The organism is Paramagnetospirillum sp. (genome assembly GCF_058402745.1).
This window is the reverse complement of record NZ_JBZVFI010000019.1, coordinates 316906-334981: the sequence shown is the minus strand read 5'-3', so window position 1 is coordinate 334981 and position 18076 is coordinate 316906. Positions and strand designations below refer to the sequence as shown.

Genomic DNA, 18076 nt, shown 5'->3' with positions numbered 1-18076 from the left:
GGAAATCGCCCCGAACCGGCTTTCAGACTGAGATATCGATCATGGCTCGTTCCAAGCATCAAACCAGACGTTCAACTGGGCATCGTCGCGTTGGCGCGATGATCATGGCTCTGGAACCCCGGATCATGTTCGACGGGGCCGGAGCCGTCGATGTGGCGCAGGTCGTGGCCGATGATCCGGTTGCCTCGGCCGAGACGGAGAGCGACAGCCCGGCCCCGGCGGCGTCTGGCCAAGAGCGCAAGGAAGTGGCCTTCGTCGATAGCGCGGTCGAGGGTTATCAGACGCTGGTGGACGGCATCCGCCCAGGCATCGAGGTGGTGATCCTGGCCGCCGGACAGGATGGGCTGGAGCAGATGGCCCAATGGGCCGACAGCCATGCGGGCTATGATTCCATTCATGTGCTGTCGCACGGGGCCCAGGCAACCCTGTCCCTGGGGGCGGGAAACATCACGCTTCAATCCTTGTCCGATGAGACAGTCCTGGCGGCCCTGACCCGGCTGGGTCAATCGCTGACCGATGACGGCGATTTGATGCTGTATGGCTGCGATGTGGCCAGTGGACAGGCGGGTCAGGATTTCATTGCCGCCCTGGCAGCATCCACCGGGGCCGACGTGGCGGCGTCGGATGACGTCACCGGCCAGGGGGGCGATTGGGCGCTGGAAGCCAGCACCGGCACCATTGGAACCGCCGCATTGCAGCTGGATGGCTTTGGCGGCGATCTGTCGGTGACGGGTGCCAACGTCACCGTCGTCGGCACCTCCGACGAGGATTTCGGTCTGGCTACCGTTGCCGTCAACAGCACCAACGGCGAAATAGAACTCGATATTAGCGGAGGCAATAACCTCTATCTGCTCGACGTGGCCAATAGTGGCAACAACGGGACCATCACGCTGACCATTGTCGACGGCTTTACCAATAACACCGCCGGTTTCAAAGTAGTGTTCAGCGGCGGGACCCTCGACAAGATATTGACTGCCAGCCGTACCGGCGGCACCTCGGCACAGGCCGAAAACTTTTCGGCATCCTGCACCGGCAACGACAAAAGCATCACCTTCACCACTCCCGACGGGGCGAATGCCGCGGGCACCATCATCTTCTCGTTCACCTCTTCCAGCACCGCTCCAGCCGGTCCCGCCATCACTTCGGCCACCTACGACGCCAGCACCAACGTGCTGACCGTAACCGGTACCGGCATGACCCAGGGCAATGCCATCGACGAGACCAAGCTGACGCTGACCGGGCAGGGCGGGGCGACCTATACCCTGACCGAGACCGGGGCGATCACGGCCAGCACCACCACGTCGTTCAGCGTCACCTTGAACGACACCGATGCCATGAACGTGGAAGGTCTGCTGAACAAGGCGGGCACCAGCGCGGTGGACAACACCACCTTTAATCTGGCCGGTGCTGCGGATTGGCATGGTACCGGCAATGCCGATCTGACCGGCAATGCCGTTACCGTCAGCAACGTGCAGACGCCCACCGTCACCAGCGCTACCTATGACGCCAGCAATGGCAGCCTGGTTCTGACCGGCACCAACATGGTGAAGGCGTCGGGTGCCACCAACGACATCACCGCCAACAAGATCACCCTGACCGGCGAAGGCGGGGCCACCTATACCCTGACCGACACCGCCAATGTGGAGATCACCAGCGCCACCAGCGCCACGCTGACGCTGTCGGCCACCGACAAGGCGGCGCTGAACCAGATCTTCAACAAGACCGGCACCGCATCCACCGGCGGCACCACCTATAACGTCGCCGCCGCCGATGACTGGAATACGGTCATCACCAATGGCGACATTTCCGATACGACCGGCAACGCGGTGACGGTCAGCAACCCCGACACGCCCACCATCACCAGCGCCACCTATAACGCCGGGACCGGTGCCCTGGTGGTGACCGGCACTGGCTTCCTGAAGCTGTCGGGGGCCACCAACGATATCGACGTCAGTAAGCTGACGATCACGGGTGAAGGCGGCGCGACCTATCAGCTCACCACCAGCAGCGTGGAAATCACCTCTGGGACCGCCTTTACCGTGACGCTGAACGCCACTGATCTGGCTGGCGTGAACCAGATCCTCAACAAGGCGGGGACCAGCGCCACCGGCGGCACCACCTATAATCTGGCGGGTGCCGAGGATTGGGCGGCGGGCGCCGAGGCGTCGGTCAATGTGGCCGATCTGACCGGCAACGGCATCACCGTGTCCAGCCCGACCACGCCCACCATCACCAGCACGGCCTATGACGCCACAAATGGCACCCTGGTCCTCACCGGCACCGGATTCCTGAAGCTGAATGGGGCCACCAACGACATCGTCGCCAACAAGTTCACGTTTACCGGTGAAGGCGGGGCCACCTATACCCTGACCGACACCGCCAATATCGAGATCACCGGGGCGACGTCGGCGACGCTGACCCTGTCGGCCACCGACAAGGCCGCCGTCAACCTGATCATGAACAAGGCGGGCACCAGCTCGACCGGCGGCACCACCTATAACGTGGCGGCGGCGGAAGATTGGGCGGCGGGCGCGGAAGCGGCGGTCAATGTGGTGGATGCCACTTCCAGCGTCACCGTCAGCAATCTGGTCACCCCCACCGTCACCAGCGCCACCTATGATTATGCCACCAACACATTGGTGGTGACGGGTGCCGGCTTTGTCCGCTCGTCGGGTGCCGCCAACGACGTCAACCTGACCAAGCTGACCCTGACCGGCCAGGGCGGAGCCACCTATACCCTGGCTACCAGCACCGACGTCGAGGTGGAGTCCGGCACCCAGTTCACCGTCACCCTGAGCGGTGCCGACATCCATAATGTCGAGGCCCTGCTGAACGCCAACGGCATCTCGTCCGTGGGCGGCACCACCTATAACATCGCCGCCGCCGCCAGCTTCCTGCGCGGCGACAACGCCGCCATCGGCGACGCCACTTCGGGCGTGACCGTGTCCAACTGGGCCGCACCCGTCATCACCAGCACCACCTTCGACTGGAACACCGGTGCCCTGGTGCTGACCGGCACCAATTTCGTCAATCTGTCGGGGGCCGCCAACGACGTCGTGGCGTCGAAGTTCACCTTCACCGGCGAGGGCGGCACCTACACCCTGACCGACACCAGCAATGTGGAAATCACATCCGCCACCGCGGCCACCATTACGCTGTCGGCCACCGACCTGCTGAACGTGCGGGGCCTGCTGAACAAGAACGGCACCCAATCCTCGGGCGCGGTGACCTATAACGTCGCCGCCGCCGATGACTGGATGGCCGGCAGCCCGTCGGCCACCGACATCGCCGCCGCCACCACCGGATCGACCGTATCCAACGTCGCCGCGCCGACCATCACCAGCGCCACCTACGATTCCACCTCGGGCGTGCTGACGGTCACCGGCGCCAATCTGTTCAAGAAGGTGGGGGCCACCAACGACATCGACGTGCAGAAGCTGACGCTGACCGGCCAGGGCGGCGGCACCTACTCCATCGACAACGCCACGGCGGATATCGAGGTGACCAGCGCCACCAGCTTCACCATGACCCTGACCGGGGCCGACAAGACGGGGGTGGACGCCCTGCTCGACCAGATCGGCACCACCTCGTCCGGTGGCACCACCTATAACCTGGCCGGGGCCGATGGTTGGCTGGCGGCGCAGGATTCCGGCACCAACATCGCCGACGCCACCAACGCCGTCACCGTCAGCATCGCGCCGACCATCACCAGCGCCACCTATGACGCCAACACCGGTGCCCTGGTGGTGACCGGCGCCAACATCCAGGCCAATGGCGGCGGCATGGATATCGATGTGTCCAAGCTGACCCTGACCGGCGAAGGTGGCGCGACCTATACCCTGACCACCAGCAATGTGGAGCGGGATTCGGTGACCCAGTTCACCGTCAGCCTGAACGCCACCGACAAGGCGGCGCTGAACCAGATCCTGAACAAGACCGGCACCTCGTCCACCGGCGGCACCACCTTCAACATCGCAGCCGCCGACGATTGGTGCACCAACGTGACGGCGGGCGACACGTCCGACGCCACCAATGGGGTGACGGTCAGCAACCCCGACACGCCCACCATCACCAGCGCCACCTACAATGCCTCGACCGGCGCCCTGGTGGTGACCGGCACCGGCTTCCTGAAGCTGTCGGGCGCCACCAACGACATCGATGTCAGCAAGCTGACGATCACCGGCGAAGGTGGCGCGACCTATACGCTGACCACCAGCAGTGTCGAGATCACCAACGGCACCAGCTTTACCGTGACCTTGAACGCCACCGACCTGGCGGCGGTGAACCAGATCCTCAACAAGGCGGGCACCAGCGCCACCGGCACCGCCACCTACAATCTGGCGGCGGCGGAAGATTGGGCGGCGGGTGCGGCGGCGGCGGTCAATGTGGCGGATACCACCGGCAACGGCATCACCGTGTCCAACCCGACCACGCCGACCATCACCAGCACCACCTATGATGCCAGCACTGGCGTCCTGACCCTGACCGGCACCGGCTTCCTGAAACTGTCGGGGGCGACCAACGATATCGTCGCCAACAAGTTCACGCTGACCGGCGAAGGCGGGGCGACCTATCTGCTGACCGACACCAGCAACGTCGAGATCACCAACGGCACCACCGCCACTCTGACCCTATCGGCCACCGACAAGTCGGCGGTGAACCGCATGCTCAACAAGAACGGCACCTCTTCCACCAGCGGCACCACCTATAACGTGGCGGCGGCGGAGGATTGGGCGGCGGGCGCCGAGGCGGCGGTCAACGTGGTGGATGGAACCACGCCGGTCACCGTGTCCAACATGGCGGCCCCCGCCATTACCTCTGCCACCTACGACTACACCACCAACACGCTGGTGGTGACCGGCACCGGCTTTGTCTCCAAATCCGGGGCGGCCAACGACATCGACCTGACCAAGCTGACGCTGACCGGGCAGGGCGGGGCGACCTATACCCTGGCCTCCACCACCAATGTGGAAATCACCAGCGATACCAGCTTTTCCCTCACCTTAAGCGGTGCCGACATCCATAACGTCGAGGCGCTGCTCAACAAGGACGGCACCTCGTCGGTGGGCGGCACCACCTATAATCTGGCCGGAGCCGAGGATTGGGCGGTGGGCGCCGATGCGGCCGTCACCGTGGCCGACCTGACCGGCAACGGCATCACCGTGTCCAACTGGGCGGTGCCCACCATCACCAGCACCACGTTCGACTGGAATACCGGCACGCTGGTGCTGACCGGCACCAATTTCGTCAACATCACCGGCGCCACCAACGACATCGTCGCCAGCAAGTTTACCTTCACCGGCGAGAATGGCGACACCTACACCCTGACCGACACCGCCAACGTGGAAATCACCAGCGGCACGGCGGCGACCATCACCCTGTCCGCCAGCGATCTGATGAATGTGCGCGGTCTGCTCAACAAGACCGGCACGTCGTCGGGCAGCGGCACCACCTACAACGTGGCTGCGGCCGACGACTGGATGGCGGGATCGCCCTCGGCCTCCGACATTTCGGATACCACCGGCAACGGCGCCACGGTCAGCAATGTGGCGACGCCCACCATCACCAGCGCCACCTTCAATTCCGACACCGGCGTGCTGACCGTGACCGGCACCAATTTGTTCAAGAAGGTGGGTGCGGCCAACGACATCGACCTGTCGAAGCTGACCTTCACCGGCGGCAACAACGCCACCTTCACCCTGACCACGGCAACGCAGGTGGAAATCACCAGCGCCACCAGCTTCACCGCCACCTTGTCGGGCACCGACCTGACCAATGTGGCGGCGCTGATGAACGCGCTGGGCACCCAATCGGGCACCGGCACCACCTATAACCTGGCCGCCGCCGACAATTGGCTGAATGCCGCCGAAGCGGTGGTGGACATCGCCGATGCCACCGGCAACGCCATCACGGTCAGCATCAATCCGGCCATCACCTCGGCCACCTATGACGCCAATACCGGCACCCTGGTGGTGACCGGCACCAACATCCAGGCGTTCGGCGGGGCCAACAACGACATCGACGTGTCCAAGCTGACGCTGACCGGCGAAGGTGGGGCGGCCTATACGCTCACCACCACCAGCGTCGAGCGGGATTCGGCCACCCAGTTCACGGTGACGCTGAACGCCACCGACAAGGCGGCGGTGAACCAGATCCTCAACAAGACCGGCACCAGTTCGACCGGCGGCACCACCTTCAACATCGCCGCCGCCGCCGATTGGTCTGGCGCGGTGTCGGGGGCGGCGGATGCCACCAACGCGGTGACGGTGTCCAATCCGGACACGCCCACCATCACCAGCGCCACCTATGACGCGGGTACCGGCACCTTCGTGGTCACCGGCACCGGCCTGCTGAAGAAGTCGGGGGCGGCCAACGACGTGGACGTCTCCAAATTCACCATCACCGGCGAGGGCGGCGAGACCTATACGCTGACCACCTCCAGCGTCGAGATCACCGACGGCACCAGCTTCACCATCGTGCTGTCCGCCGCCGACAAGGCGGCACTGAACTTGATCCTCAACAAGGATGGCACGTCGTCTACTGGTACCGGCACCTACAACCTGGCGGCGGCCGAGGATTGGGCGGCGGGTGCAGCCACGGCCGTCAATGTGGCCGATCTGACCGGCAACGGCATCACCGTGTCCAACGTCGCCGCCCCCACGGTGACCAGCGCCACCTATGATTACGGCACCGGCACCCTGACCGTGACCGGCACTGGTCTGCTTAAGCGCGGCGGGGCCGCCAACGACATCGATCTGACCAAGCTGACGCTCACCGGCGGCACCGGCACCACCCATACGCTCACCAGCACGGATGTTGAGGTCACCTCGGGCACCAGCTTCACGGTGACGCTGAACAACGCCGACAAGACCGCCATCAATGCCTTGCTGAACAAGAACGGCACGGCGTCCAATGGCGGCACCACCTACAACCTGGCTGCGGCTGGCAGCTGGAATCGGGGCTCCAATGTCGCCGCCGCCGACCTGACCGGCAACGGCGTGACGGTGTCGAACGTTCCGGCCCCGGTGGTGGCTCCGCCTGCCGCCCCCCCGCCGCCCGCGCCGCCGCCGGTGGTCGAGGCCCCCAAGCCAGCCCCGCCCAAGGATAGCGGCCCGGTGGCGCCACTGCTGACGGTGGTGCGCGACAACACGCCTGCTCCGATAACCTTCCAAGCGCCAACGGTTACGGTGACTACGCCGACCCAAGCGCCTGCCGCACCGACTCTGACCCCCACAGGCCCGGCCCAGGTCGCGGTGATCCCGGCGACCTTGACCGCTCCGTCGGCGCAAGCCTTCCAGGTGGCGGTGGCCGTCAAGGCGGCTGGGGGTGGTGACGCCCTGGTGGTCAACGCGCCGGTGCGCGACGCGGTGATCGCCGAGGGCACCCGCATCGCCGTGACCGTGCCATCGGAAGCCTTCGCCCACACCAAGGCCGACGCCACGGTCACCCTGACCGCAACCCGCGACACCGGCGCTGCGCTGCCCGCCTGGATGGCTTTCAACCCGCAGACCGGCACCTTCGAGGGCACGCCGCCGCCCGGCTTCAAGGGCGAGGTGGTCGTCAAGGTGGTGGCCCGCGACCAGGACGGCCGCGAGGCCGTGCAGACCTTCAAGATCGTCGTCGGTGCCGCCGGTCAGGGCAACATCGCCCCCGGCGGTCGCGGTGGCGAAGGCCTGGGCCAAGGTGAAGGCCAAGGACAGCCGCAAGGCGGAGAAGGCCAACCCCAGGGTGTTCCCGGTCGTACCGGTGATGCTGGGCCTATGGACGGGGCCAAACAGGCCAACACTAAGCCGATCGGCCGCCCCAGCCTGACCGAGCAATTGCATGCCTTGAGTTTCAAGGGCGGTGTCGCCCGTCAGATCGCGATGTTTGAAGCCGTCAAGCGTGGCGGGAAGGCCGCGTAGGGCGCGTTTATCAAGGGGGATGGTTATGCTTATTTCCGCTTTCGGTGCCAAGCGCCTGCTGGCATCCGTGTCTTTGGTCGCGCTGCTTTCCGCCTGCGCCATGACGCCCGAGCCTTTCACCCCCGAGCAACTTGCCCAAAGCTCGAAGGATGATCGCGCCGACATGTTCAGATCGGGTGAGCCGTTGACGGGTCCGCTGACCGTATCCGAGGCCATCGCCCGCGCGCTGAAGCACAATCTGGATCGCCGCGCCAAGGTGATGGAAGAGGCCCTGGCCCTGGGCCAGACCGACATCGACCGCTGGGACATGCTGCCCAAGCTGGTGGCCAACACCAATTTCACCAGCCGGTCGGAGCCTAACGCCACCCGCTCACGTGATCTGATCACCCAGACCACCAGCACGTCCAATCCCACCTATTCGACGGATCGGGACAATTACACCATGGACCTGGGGCTGTCGTGGAACGTCCTGGATTTCGGCCTGTCCTATTTTACCGCCAGGCAGAATGCCGACCGCGCCCTGATCGCCACCGAGCGCAAGCGCAAGGCCGTCCACAATCTGGTGCAGGAAGTACGCTTTGCCTACTGGCGGGCGGCCGCTCACCAGGAATTGAAGGCCGACGTCGACACCGCCGTCGCCGAGGCCAAGGTGGCGCTGGATCGCGCCGAGACGGTGGAAAAGGAAAACCTGAAGGCGCCGGCCGAGGCTTTGCGCTATCAGAAAAGCCTGCTGGAAACCCTGCGCCAACTGACCGCCATCCAGCAGGAACTCAGCACCGCCGAGATCGAGCTGGCCGCCCTGATCAACGCGCCTCCTGGCACCAAGCTGGTGCTGGATGTGCCCAAGGACATGACCGTGCCGGCCTGGGATCTGGATCTGGAAAAGATGGAGGAAGTTGCCTTCGTCAATAACCCGGATCTGCGCGAGCAGGGTTATCAGGCCCGCATTTCCGCCAACGACACCAGGAAGGCCATCGCCCGGCTGTTCCCCGGCATCACCTTTTCCGCCAGCCGCAATTACGACCACAACTCGTTCCTGATGGCCAACCACTGGTACGAAGCCGGGGCAAAACTGTCGTGGAACCTGATGAATCTGGTCAGCGGCCCCGACGCCATCAAATACGCCGAAACCACCGAGGAGGTGGGCAAGGCCAAGCGTCTTGCGCTGCGCATGGCAGTCCTGGCCCAGGTGCATGTGTCGGAACGCCAGTTCCGCAACTCCATCAGCCAGTACCAGCAATCCGACAAGCTGTGGCGGGTGGATGCCCGGCTGTTCCAACTGTCGGAGGCCAAGACCGCCAATGACGCCCAGGGCATGCTGGAACGGGTGGCGGGCCGCGCCTCGGCCATCGCCTCGGCCCTGCGCCGCTTCCAGACCTATGCCCAGGTGGAACAATCCTACGCCAAGATGCAGGCGTCCCTGGGGCAGGACCTGATGCCCGAGAGCGTTGCCAGCCACGACCTTCCCGGCCTGTCGGCAGCCGTCGCCGAACGGCTGGCGACCTGGGGGGCCTCGGACAACAAGGCGAAGCAGGAATCCCCAATCCTGGCTTCCCAGCCGGTTGTACCCCCTGTGCAACCGGCCTTGCCTGATCAACCCATTGGGGGAGGCTGGCTGAACAGCGTCTCGCGCTTCCTAGGAATTGAGGAGAGCGAGGATATGGTCAGGACCGACGTGGGACGCAACATCGCCCATATCCGCGACCTGACCCAGGCCTCGGCGCCATGAAGGCGGGTCTTCCCGCCATCATCCTTTTGGTGCTGGGAAGCGTGCCGGCGCTGGGCCAGGAATTGCGGGCCCAGCTCAGCCCCCGCGATTTCACCACCTTGGCCGCCGAGATCGGGGCCAAGGTGGAACGCATCTCGGCCCGCGAAGGCGACCGCTTCAAGAAGGGCGACGTCCTGATCGCCTTCGACTGTTCCATCCAGCGGGCGCAGCTGGCCGAGGCCAGGGCTGCCCTGTCGGCCGCCGACAAGACGGTGGCGGTCAACGCCCGGCTTCTGGAATTGCAGACCATCGGCAAGCTGGAAAGCGATGTGGCCCTGGCCGAACGCGACAAGGCCCGTGCCCGTGAAGCCGCCGGTGCAGCGGTAACCGCCAAATGCGCTGTGCCGGCCCCCTTCGACGGCCGCGTGGTGGAACAGAAGGTCCGCGCCCAGCAATATGTCCAGCCCGGCCAGGCCCTGCTGGATGTGCTGGACGATTCGGTGCTGGAGCTGGACTTCGTGGTGCCCAGCAAATGGCTGGTGTGGTTGAAGCCCGGCCACGGCTTCCAGGTGGCCATCGACGAGACAGGCAAGACCTATCCGGTGAAGCTGACCCGAGTGGGAGCCCGCATCGATCCGGTCAGCCAGTCGGTGCGCATCACCGGCGCCATCGGCGGCCACTTCCCGGAATTGTCGGCGGGCATGTCGGGCAGAGTTCTGCTCTCGCCCCCATGACCGACATCATCCATGCCTGGCTTGAGCTCGAACACCGGATCCTGAAGGCCAAGCGGGCGGTGGAGGGCGAGTTCGCCGCAATCAATCTGGCCCATACCCTGGTGCCCTATCGTCAGGCCGTATTGTGGGATGATGGTGTGGTCGCCCTGTCGGGGGCGGCCAATGTGGAGGCCAACGCGCCCTATGTGCTGTGGCTGGATCAGGCCATCCGCCAGATGCGGGCCGATCATCCCAACCCTGTCGATGCCGCTTGCCTGCCCGACCGTCTGGCCGGTCAATGGGGCGAGTGGCTGCCCGCCCATGGTCTGGTGCTACCTTGCGGGTCCGCCACTCTGCTGTTCGCCCGTGACGAGCCCTTCATCGAAGGCGAAGTCGCCCTGCTGGAGCGTCTGGCCGATCTGGTCGGCATGACCCGCACCGCACTGTCCCCGCGCAAGCTTGCCTTCAAAATGCCGACGGGCCGCCGCGCCTGGGCCGTGGGCGCGCTGGGACTGGCTGCCTTGTTCTTCCCCGTCACCGGCTCGGTCCTGGCGCCTGCCGAAAGCGTGCCCGCCCATCCGGTGATGGTGCGTGCCCCCCTGGACGGGGTGGTGGACAAGGTGCTGGTCAGACCGAACGATGCGGTCGCCGAAGGCCAGGTGCTGTTCTCGCTGGATGCCACCACTTTGACCGGACGCCTGGACGTGGCCCGCCAGACCCAGGCTACCGCGGAGGCTGAATACCGCCAGGCCGCCCAGGCCATGGTGTTCGATTCCAAGGCCAAGGCGCAGGTGGCCATCCTGGCCGGCAAGGCCGAGGAAAAGGCCGCCGAAGTCCGTCTGCTGGAAAGCCAGCTGGCCCGCATCGAGGCCAAGGCGCCGCGTCCCGGAATCGCCGTGTTCGATGATGCCGCCGACTGGATCGGCCGTCCGGTGGTGGTGGGCGAAAAGGTGATGGCGGTGGCCGACGAGACCGACACCGAGATCGAAGCCTGGGTCTCGGTATCGGATGTGGGCGAGGTGCGGGTGGATGGCACACTGACCTTCTTCCTCAACACCGATCCGCTGAGCCCGGTCAAGGCCAAGGTCCGCTCGGTGGCCTACGAAGCCAGTGCGCGCCCAGATTCCACCATCGCCCACCGGGTCCGTGCCAGCCTGACCTCTCCCCAAAAGCCTCGCCTGGGCCTGAAAGGCACCGCCCGCATCGACGGCGACACCGTGCCCCTGGTGTGGTGGATCTTCCGCCGCCCGCTGGCGACGGTGCGTCAGGTCATCGGCTTTTGAGGCTGACCATGGGGATTAACCACAGAGGCACAGAGACACAGAGAAAACACAGAGGAAAAGAAAAATCCTGTTTTTGTTTCTCTGTGCCATCTCTGTGTCTCTGTGCCTCCGTGGTTCTCTCACCGTCCGGGGTATCATGATCGCCCCCGCCGTTTTCCCGCGATTGCGCGACGATCTGGCGCTGCTGTCCGGCCCGCCCGCCCATGACGGCGCTCCCACCTGGACTTTGCATGATCCGTTGTCCAACCGCTTCTTCCGCCTGTCCTGGCCGGCCTTCGAGGTGCTGTCCCGCTGGCATTTGGGCAGCCCGAGCGAGGTGGCCCAAGCCGTTTGTGCCGAGACTCCGCTGGATCTGGACGATCAGGATGTGGCCAGTGTGGTCGAGTTCCTGGCCCGGGGCGGCTTGCTGAAGGCCGAGACGCCCAAGGACGTCGATCGTCTGCTGGCCCTCCGCGACGCGGCCAGGACCAGTTGGCTCACCTGGGCCTTGCACCATTATCTGTTCTTCCGCATCCCCCTGGTGCGGCCCGATGCCTGGCTGAGCCGGGCCCTTCCGCTGGTGGCCTGGATGGGGTCACGCGCCTTCCGCCTGTGCACGCTGGCCGCGCTGCTGCTGGGGCTGTTGATGGTCGGGCGGCAATGGGACCGCTTCGCCGCCACCTTCGTCGATCATTTCTCGCTGAGCGGGCTGGCCGCCTTCGGCATCGCGCTGGGCTTCGCCAAGATGGCCCACGAACTGGGGCATGCGCTGGTCGCCAAATCCTATGGCTGCCGGGTCCCCACCATGGGCGTGGCCTTCCTGGTGCTGTGGCCCATGCTCTACACCGACGTCAACGATGCGTGGAAGCTGACGGATCGGCGTCAGCGGCTGATGGTGGGGGCGGCGGGCATTCTGGCCGAGATGAGTATCGCCGCCTGGGCTTTGCTGGCCTGGGGCCTGCTGCCCGAGGGCACCGCAAAGGGCATGGCCTTCACCCTGGCGGTCACCACCCTGATTTCTTCGCTGGCCATCAACCTCAGCCCGTTCATGCGCTTCGACGGCTATTTCCTGGCCATGGACGCCTTGGATCAGCCCAATCTGCACCCGCGCAGCTTCGCTTTGGCCCGCTGGCATCTGCGGGAAATGCTGTTCGGCCTGAATGAGCCGGTGCCGGAACACCTGTCCACCACCACGCGCGGCTGGATGATCGTCTTCGCCTGGGCGGTATGGATTTATCGGCTGGCGCTGTTCTTAGGCATCGCCGTGCTGGTTTACCACTTCTTCATCAAGGTCGTCGGCATCGTCCTGTTCGTGGTGGAAATCGGCTGGTTCGTGGTCAAGCCGTTCTGGGCGGAAATCAAGGAGTGGAAGAAACGCCTGCCCGCCATCCGCGCCAGTCGCCGCAGCCGCTGGCCGCTGGGCGCGATGCTGATCCTGCTGCTGGTCTTGATGCTGCCGTGGTCGGGTCGCGTTTCCGCCCCCGCCATCCTAAAGGCCGAAAGCCACATGGCGCTTTATGCCCCCAGTTCCGCCATCCTGGCGGAAGTCATGGTGACCGACGGGCAAAGTGTCCAGGCCGGTACCGTGCTGGCCCGCCTGGACAACCCCGATCTGGCCTTGCGCCGCCAGCAGGTGGAACGCCGCATCGGCGTGCTGAAATACGAACTGTCCGCCAGCGGGTTCGAGGACAGCTTCCGCAACCGCACCCAATCCATCACCCAGGAACTGGCCGGCGCCGTAGCCGAACGCGCCGCCATCCAAGCGGAAACCGACAGGCTGACCCTGGTGGCTCCCATGGCTGCCACCATCACCGACATCTCGCCCAACTTGCAGCCTGGTCAGTGGATCAATGGGCGAGAACCCATCCTGGGCTTGCGCTCCGGCACTGTGCTGGAAGCCTACGTCGCCGAATCCGACCTGCCCCGCATTGCCGTCGGCCATCCAGCCCGCTTCATCCCCGAAGGTGGCGGCAAGGCGTTGAATGCCGCCATCTCGGCTATTGACCGCGTCGCCGTCAAATCCCTCACCGAACCAGCTCTGGCCACCGCTTACGGCGGCACCATCCCCGCCCGCTTCGCTGACAAAAATCTGGTTCCTGATGGCGCCTTCTATCGCGTCCGCCTTTCAATCGATGCCCCGCCCGCATTCTCCAGCCCCCGACGTGGCCAGGTCCACATGGATGGCCAGCACCAATCCCTGCTGGGAGGCTCTTTACGCTCCGCCGCCGCTGTGTTGATCCGTGAATGGGGTTTCTGAATAAGAAATGGAGACCATCATGAAAAAGCTGTTCTTGGCCCTGGCCATCCTGCCCTTGCTGTCACCACTGTCAGCCGTTTCTGCGGACAAGCCTGGATCAAGTCCGGACGAGATCTATGCCGCCAATCGTGCGGCAGACCTGGAGGTGATCCGATAGGCCGGGCCGTATGGAGTGGTGTCTCGGGTTTTGCGGGCTCTGCATGATCAGCTCTCCAACGATTTGGGTCGTAGAATTATTGGGCGGGTTAATGGTGGTGTTTACGTCCCGCCGTCAGGACGGCTCCGTTCGAGTTGCGGGACGGCTGACTGAGGGCTATGAGACGATTGGTGCCTTCAATTCAGGGCAAGCGGTCACAAGAGAACGGTCTCGGCTCAGGGCTCCGTCACCTCAAACCCAGCATCCGCCGGGGCAACGACCGAAGCGAATACAAATGGGACCGCGCCGCGGTTGCGGGCGCCATGTGTCTGTCCAGGGGCGGCGATGGCCAGGTCGCCGGCTTTTACCACCCGGGTCTCGCCACCGCCGAGCAGATAATCGGCCTCTCCCGCGATGACCACCCAGGTATCCTGTCCGTAAGGATGGCGATGGGGGGCGATCTCCTGGCCGGGCAGCAAATGCCAGACCACCAGGGCGGCCTGCTCCGACTGGGCGACCACCACCCGTTCGACCTGATCGGGGTTGGGGCGGGTGTGCTCGTCGATGGTGAGGATGCGGTTCATGGGATCTCCGTCATGGATTGTTCGGCCTGCCAGTGGGGCGAAACCAGGGGCAGGATCACCCGGGCGATGGTCCCTCCACCCGGATTGGGCTCCAGGTGCAATTCCCCGTCATGGCTCTTGACCAGGCGGTGAACGATGGTGAGGCCGAGGCCGGTTCCCTTGGCCCGGGTGGTGAAGAAGGGTTCGAGAACCTTGCCGCGGATGCTGTCGGGGATGCCCGGTCCGGTATCCGCGATGCTGACCTCGACAGCCGGTCGTGACTTGAACAGCGCCGACCTTGCTTCAATGGTCAGATGACCGCCGGGCCCCATGGCCTGGATGGCATTGGCCAGAAGGTTCTGGAACACCTGGATCAGCCGGGTGCGGTCCCCCCACACCTTGGGCAGGGAATGGTGACCGTCGGTACACACCACGATGGATTGTTCGGTGATCTCGGGAAGCATGGAGACCGTCGCAACTTCGATGACGTCGTCCAGATCGACCCAGTCGGGCTCCAGGCCGTTGGGGCGCGCGAAGTCGAGCATGTCGGTCAGGATGTTCTCCATGTAAGAGATTTGCCGCAGGGCGATGTCGCAGCCATCGGTGAATTCGTCGGCCGCTGCCCGGTGGTGGGTATCGAGAATCTTCAGGTTCATCTTCACCGAGGACAGCGCGTTGCGGATGTCGTGGGCGATCATGGTCGCCATGCGCCCCAGGGCCGCCTGTTCCTCGTTCTTGGCCGCGTCCCGCAGGGCATCGAGCATGCGCATCATGGCCCGAGCCAGAACGCCGAACTCGTCTCGGCGATCGCTGGCGGGTGATGTGATGTCGCGCTCGCCATCCCGGATGCGATCCGCGAGCAAGGTGAGTTCCTGAATCGGCTGGGTCAGGTACTTGGTGGCAAGGGCCAGGGCGAAGGCCACCATGCCCCCCACCACCAGGGCCATCACGGCCAGTTCCGTGCGAAAACCGAGAATCTGACTGTCCATCTCGGTCAGGGAGGCTGCGCCTCCGACCACCAGGACCGGTGCGTTCGGCCCCAGCAGGGGATCGGCCAGCAACACCCGGTACAACACCACGGCCATATGGGTTTCTGGGCTGTCGAAGCGCAATTGCGGGTCGCTGCCGTATGACCATTTCTGCCAGCGCTCACCCAGCCTGAAATCCCTGATCATGGAGTTGGACCATGTGATGGACCTGGTCTCCTGCTGCGCTGTGGGGCGGTAGAGGTATTCACCGTCACGGTTGCCGATGAAGAAGGTGATATCGGTTCGTGGGCGTCCGAAGCCGCCGACCAGAGTGTCGAAATCGATGGCGATCACCAGGGCGCCTTCCACCCGGCCATCCTTGGTGGCGACGGGGGTGGCGGCGTAGATGACCCGCGCCTTCTGATCCACCTCCTCGCGGACATTACGGATCAACACCTGCGACAGGGTGACGTTGCCCGGCCAAAGCTTGACCGCTTCCTCGGCCATCATGAGGAAATCGGACTCGATCGCGGCCCCCACCCCCTTGGCGCGCAGCCCCAGCTCCGTCTGCTCAACCGAGATGGTTGCCGCACCGGCCGCGTTCGGTTGCAGCAATATTCGGGTATAGGCGGGGCGCTTTTGCATCAGTCCCGCATATCGCTCGGTCAGTCTCCTGCGGATTTCCGGATCCTTGCCAGCCCCGGCCCCTCCCTCCTCGGCCAGGACCTGGAGGTCGCTTCTGACCATGTCGAGGGTATTGTAGATGATCCGCGACTCGCGATTGACGCTTTCGGAGAGGCGCTGGCGCGACAGGTCGTGAAGGGTGGCGGTGGTTCGAGACAGGGTGAACAGGGCAATGCCGGCAATGGCCAGCACCGATATCAGATAGGTCAGGCCGAAAATCTTCCGCGATGTCTTCATGGAGCGCGCTGTCCCCTGCGGCGGCCGGCCATCTCGGCCCAAGCTTAATCTTCCCCGCCGGACGGTGCTATGCTGTCTCGACGAGTTGGCCGAGTTATTGCAATTCCGGTGCCGTCCTTCCTGCTGATCGCGAGTCCATTATGCCGCACATCCTGCTCGTCGATGACGACCGCGCCATCTGCCGGACCCTGGAGTTGCATTTCCAGCAGATCGATTACTCGGTCACCGTCGCGCATTCGGCCGAGGACGGCATCAACAAGGCTGAGGACCCTGACATCGACGTGGTGATTTCCGACGTCCGCCTGCCGGGAGCGGACGGCATGCAACTCCTATCCTCCATCAAGGCCCAGCGCCCGACCTTGCCGGTGATCATGATCACCGCCTTCCATGATTTCGAGACCACGGTGGCGGCCATGCAGGGGGGCGCCATCGACTATGTCCCCAAGCCCATCGACCTGGATGAACTGGATGCGGCGGTGGAGCGGGCCCTGTCGCAAGGCCGCTCCGGCGAGGGATTGGTGATCGGCACCGCCGCCGGAGCCGGAACCACACAGATCATCGGGCAGTCCTTCGTCATGAAGGAGGTTTTCAAGCGCATCGGCCTGGTGGCGCAAAGTCGCATCACGGTTCAGGTCCTGGGCGAATCCGGTACCGGCAAGGAACTGGTGGCCCGCGCCGTTCACAACGCCAGCGCCGACCGTCACCACCCCTTCGTGGCCGTCAATTGCGCCGCCCTGGTGGAAACCCTGCTGGAAAGCGAGATGTTCGGCCACGAGCGCGGCGCCTTCACCGGCGCCGTCAGCGCCCATAAGGGCAAGGTGGAGCAGGTGGGCGAGGGCACCCTGTTCCTGGACGAAATCGCCGAGCTTTCGCCGCCCATGCAGAGCAAGCTGCTGCGCATCCTGGAAGAGCGCGAATACACCCCCGTCGGCGGGTCGCAGGTCAAGACCAGCAAGGCGCGCTTCATCACCGCCACCAACGTCGACCTAAAGGAGCGGGTGGCGGCGGGACAGTTCCGCGAGGACCTGTTCTACCGCCTGAACGTCGCTACCATCAACCTGCCGCCCCTGCGCGAGAGGCGGGGAGACATCCCCTTGCTCACGGAATTCCTGTTGAAGAAGATCAACAAGGATCTGCGCAAGACCATCCGCCGGGTGTCGGCCGAAGCCATCGCCTGCCTCGAGGAGTATCACTGGCCGGGCAACGTGCGCGAGCTGGAGAATGTCCTGATGAAGGCGGCGGTCCTCCAGCGTGGCGACGTCCTGACACCGGATTGCTTGCCGCCCGAGCTTCGCCACCGCGTGCAGCCCGGGGGGATGTCGGACACGGGCTGTTCCGGCACCCTGTGTTCGCTGCGGGAACTGGAACGCGACCATATCCGCCGTGTGCTGGCGGAGACCAACTGGCACAAGGGCAAGGCCTGCGACATCCTCGGCGTATCCCGCCCCAGGCTGGAGCGGAGGATCAAGGAGTTCGGGCTGGTCTCGCCGCGCGGCAGGAACGGCGACGACGACTGAACGAATCGTTCAATTTCCCTGAAGCCCATTTGAACGAACCATCCAAACGCCAAAAACAAACCCGCCGGTCACGGGGGCAATCGTGACCGGCGGGCTCGGCTGTTCCGACCGCGGGAGGCTGGCGGGG

At 64.7% G+C, this 18076-nt stretch carries 9 protein-coding genes; 7 read left to right on the top strand and 2 right to left on the bottom strand.

What is annotated here, in order from left to right:
- Positions 1-104: 104 nt before the first annotated feature.
- The 6 genes from ACV4UZ_RS20830 to ACV4UZ_RS20805 all read left to right on the top strand — a co-directional run bounded on the left by ACV4UZ_RS20830 (position 105) and on the right by ACV4UZ_RS20805 (position 14001).
- Positions 105-7904: a DUF4347 domain-containing protein gene (locus tag ACV4UZ_RS20830; protein WP_491602702.1), complete on the top strand. Its 7800-nt coding sequence runs from the start codon at positions 105-107 to the stop codon at positions 7902-7904.
- Between the two features lie 25 nt (positions 7905-7929).
- Positions 7930-9633, top strand: a complete 1704-nt coding sequence (locus ACV4UZ_RS20825; protein ID WP_491602701.1) for a TolC family protein — start codon at positions 7930-7932, stop codon at positions 9631-9633.
- A complete protein-coding gene (locus ACV4UZ_RS20820) occupies positions 9630-10346 on the top strand; it encodes an efflux RND transporter periplasmic adaptor subunit (protein WP_491602700.1) in 717 nt (238 codons plus the stop codon). Before ACV4UZ_RS20825 ends, ACV4UZ_RS20820 begins: the two co-directional genes overlap by 4 nt.
- Positions 10343-11608 (top strand): efflux RND transporter periplasmic adaptor subunit, encoded by a 1266-nt coding sequence (locus ACV4UZ_RS20815; RefSeq protein WP_491602699.1) that lies wholly within the window; start codon positions 10343-10345, stop codon positions 11606-11608. The genes ACV4UZ_RS20820 and ACV4UZ_RS20815 overlap by 4 nt, the downstream gene beginning before the upstream one ends.
- 136 nt (positions 11609-11744) lie before the next feature.
- Positions 11745-13844 (top strand): site-2 protease family protein, encoded by a 2100-nt coding sequence (locus ACV4UZ_RS20810; protein ID WP_491602698.1) that lies wholly within the window; start codon positions 11745-11747, stop codon positions 13842-13844.
- Between the two features lie 19 nt (positions 13845-13863).
- A complete protein-coding gene (locus ACV4UZ_RS20805) occupies positions 13864-14001 on the top strand; it encodes a hypothetical protein (RefSeq protein WP_491602697.1) in 138 nt (45 codons plus the stop codon).
- Positions 14002-14216: 215 nt separating this feature from the next.
- Here the strand turns inward: ACV4UZ_RS20805 and ACV4UZ_RS20800 are convergent, their stop codons facing one another.
- Complete coding sequence (locus ACV4UZ_RS20800) at positions 14217-14564, bottom strand: cupin domain-containing protein (protein ID WP_491602696.1); 348 nt, start codon at positions 14562-14564, stop codon at positions 14217-14219.
- The gene (locus ACV4UZ_RS20795) at positions 14561-16432 is read right to left on the bottom strand and encodes a two-component system sensor histidine kinase NtrB (RefSeq protein WP_491602695.1); all 1872 of its coding nucleotides are present in this window, start codon (positions 16430-16432) and stop codon (positions 14561-14563) included. Before ACV4UZ_RS20795 ends, ACV4UZ_RS20800 begins: the two co-directional genes overlap by 4 nt.
- 140 nt (positions 16433-16572) lie before the next feature.
- Between ACV4UZ_RS20795 and ACV4UZ_RS20790 the strand changes: the two genes are divergently transcribed.
- The gene (locus ACV4UZ_RS20790) at positions 16573-17949 is read left to right on the top strand and encodes a sigma-54-dependent transcriptional regulator (RefSeq protein WP_491602694.1); all 1377 of its coding nucleotides are present in this window, start codon (positions 16573-16575) and stop codon (positions 17947-17949) included.
- Positions 17950-18076: the final 127 nt, after the last annotated feature.

Excerpts from the sequence above, each read along its gene's own strand:
- ACV4UZ_RS20830 (WP_491602702.1), top strand. The coding sequence starts at position 105 with ATGGCTCTGGAACCCCGGATCATGTTCGACGGGGCCGGAGCCGTCGAT.
- ACV4UZ_RS20825 (WP_491602701.1), top strand. The coding sequence starts at position 7,930 with ATGCTTATTTCCGCTTTCGGTGCCAAGCGCCTGCTGGCATCCGTGTCT.
- ACV4UZ_RS20820 (WP_491602700.1), top strand. The coding sequence starts at position 9,630 with ATGAAGGCGGGTCTTCCCGCCATCATCCTTTTGGTGCTGGGAAGCGTG.
- ACV4UZ_RS20815 (WP_491602699.1), top strand. The coding sequence starts at position 10,343 with ATGACCGACATCATCCATGCCTGGCTTGAGCTCGAACACCGGATCCTG.
- ACV4UZ_RS20810 (WP_491602698.1), top strand. The coding sequence starts at position 11,745 with ATGATCGCCCCCGCCGTTTTCCCGCGATTGCGCGACGATCTGGCGCTG.
- ACV4UZ_RS20805 (WP_491602697.1), top strand. The coding sequence starts at position 13,864 with ATGAAAAAGCTGTTCTTGGCCCTGGCCATCCTGCCCTTGCTGTCACCA.
- ACV4UZ_RS20800 (WP_491602696.1), bottom strand. The coding sequence starts at position 14,564 with ATGAACCGCATCCTCACCATCGACGAGCACACCCGCCCCAACCCCGAT.
- ACV4UZ_RS20795 (WP_491602695.1), bottom strand. The coding sequence starts at position 16,432 with ATGAAGACATCGCGGAAGATTTTCGGCCTGACCTATCTGATATCGGTG.
- ACV4UZ_RS20790 (WP_491602694.1), top strand. The coding sequence starts at position 16,573 with ATGCCGCACATCCTGCTCGTCGATGACGACCGCGCCATCTGCCGGACC.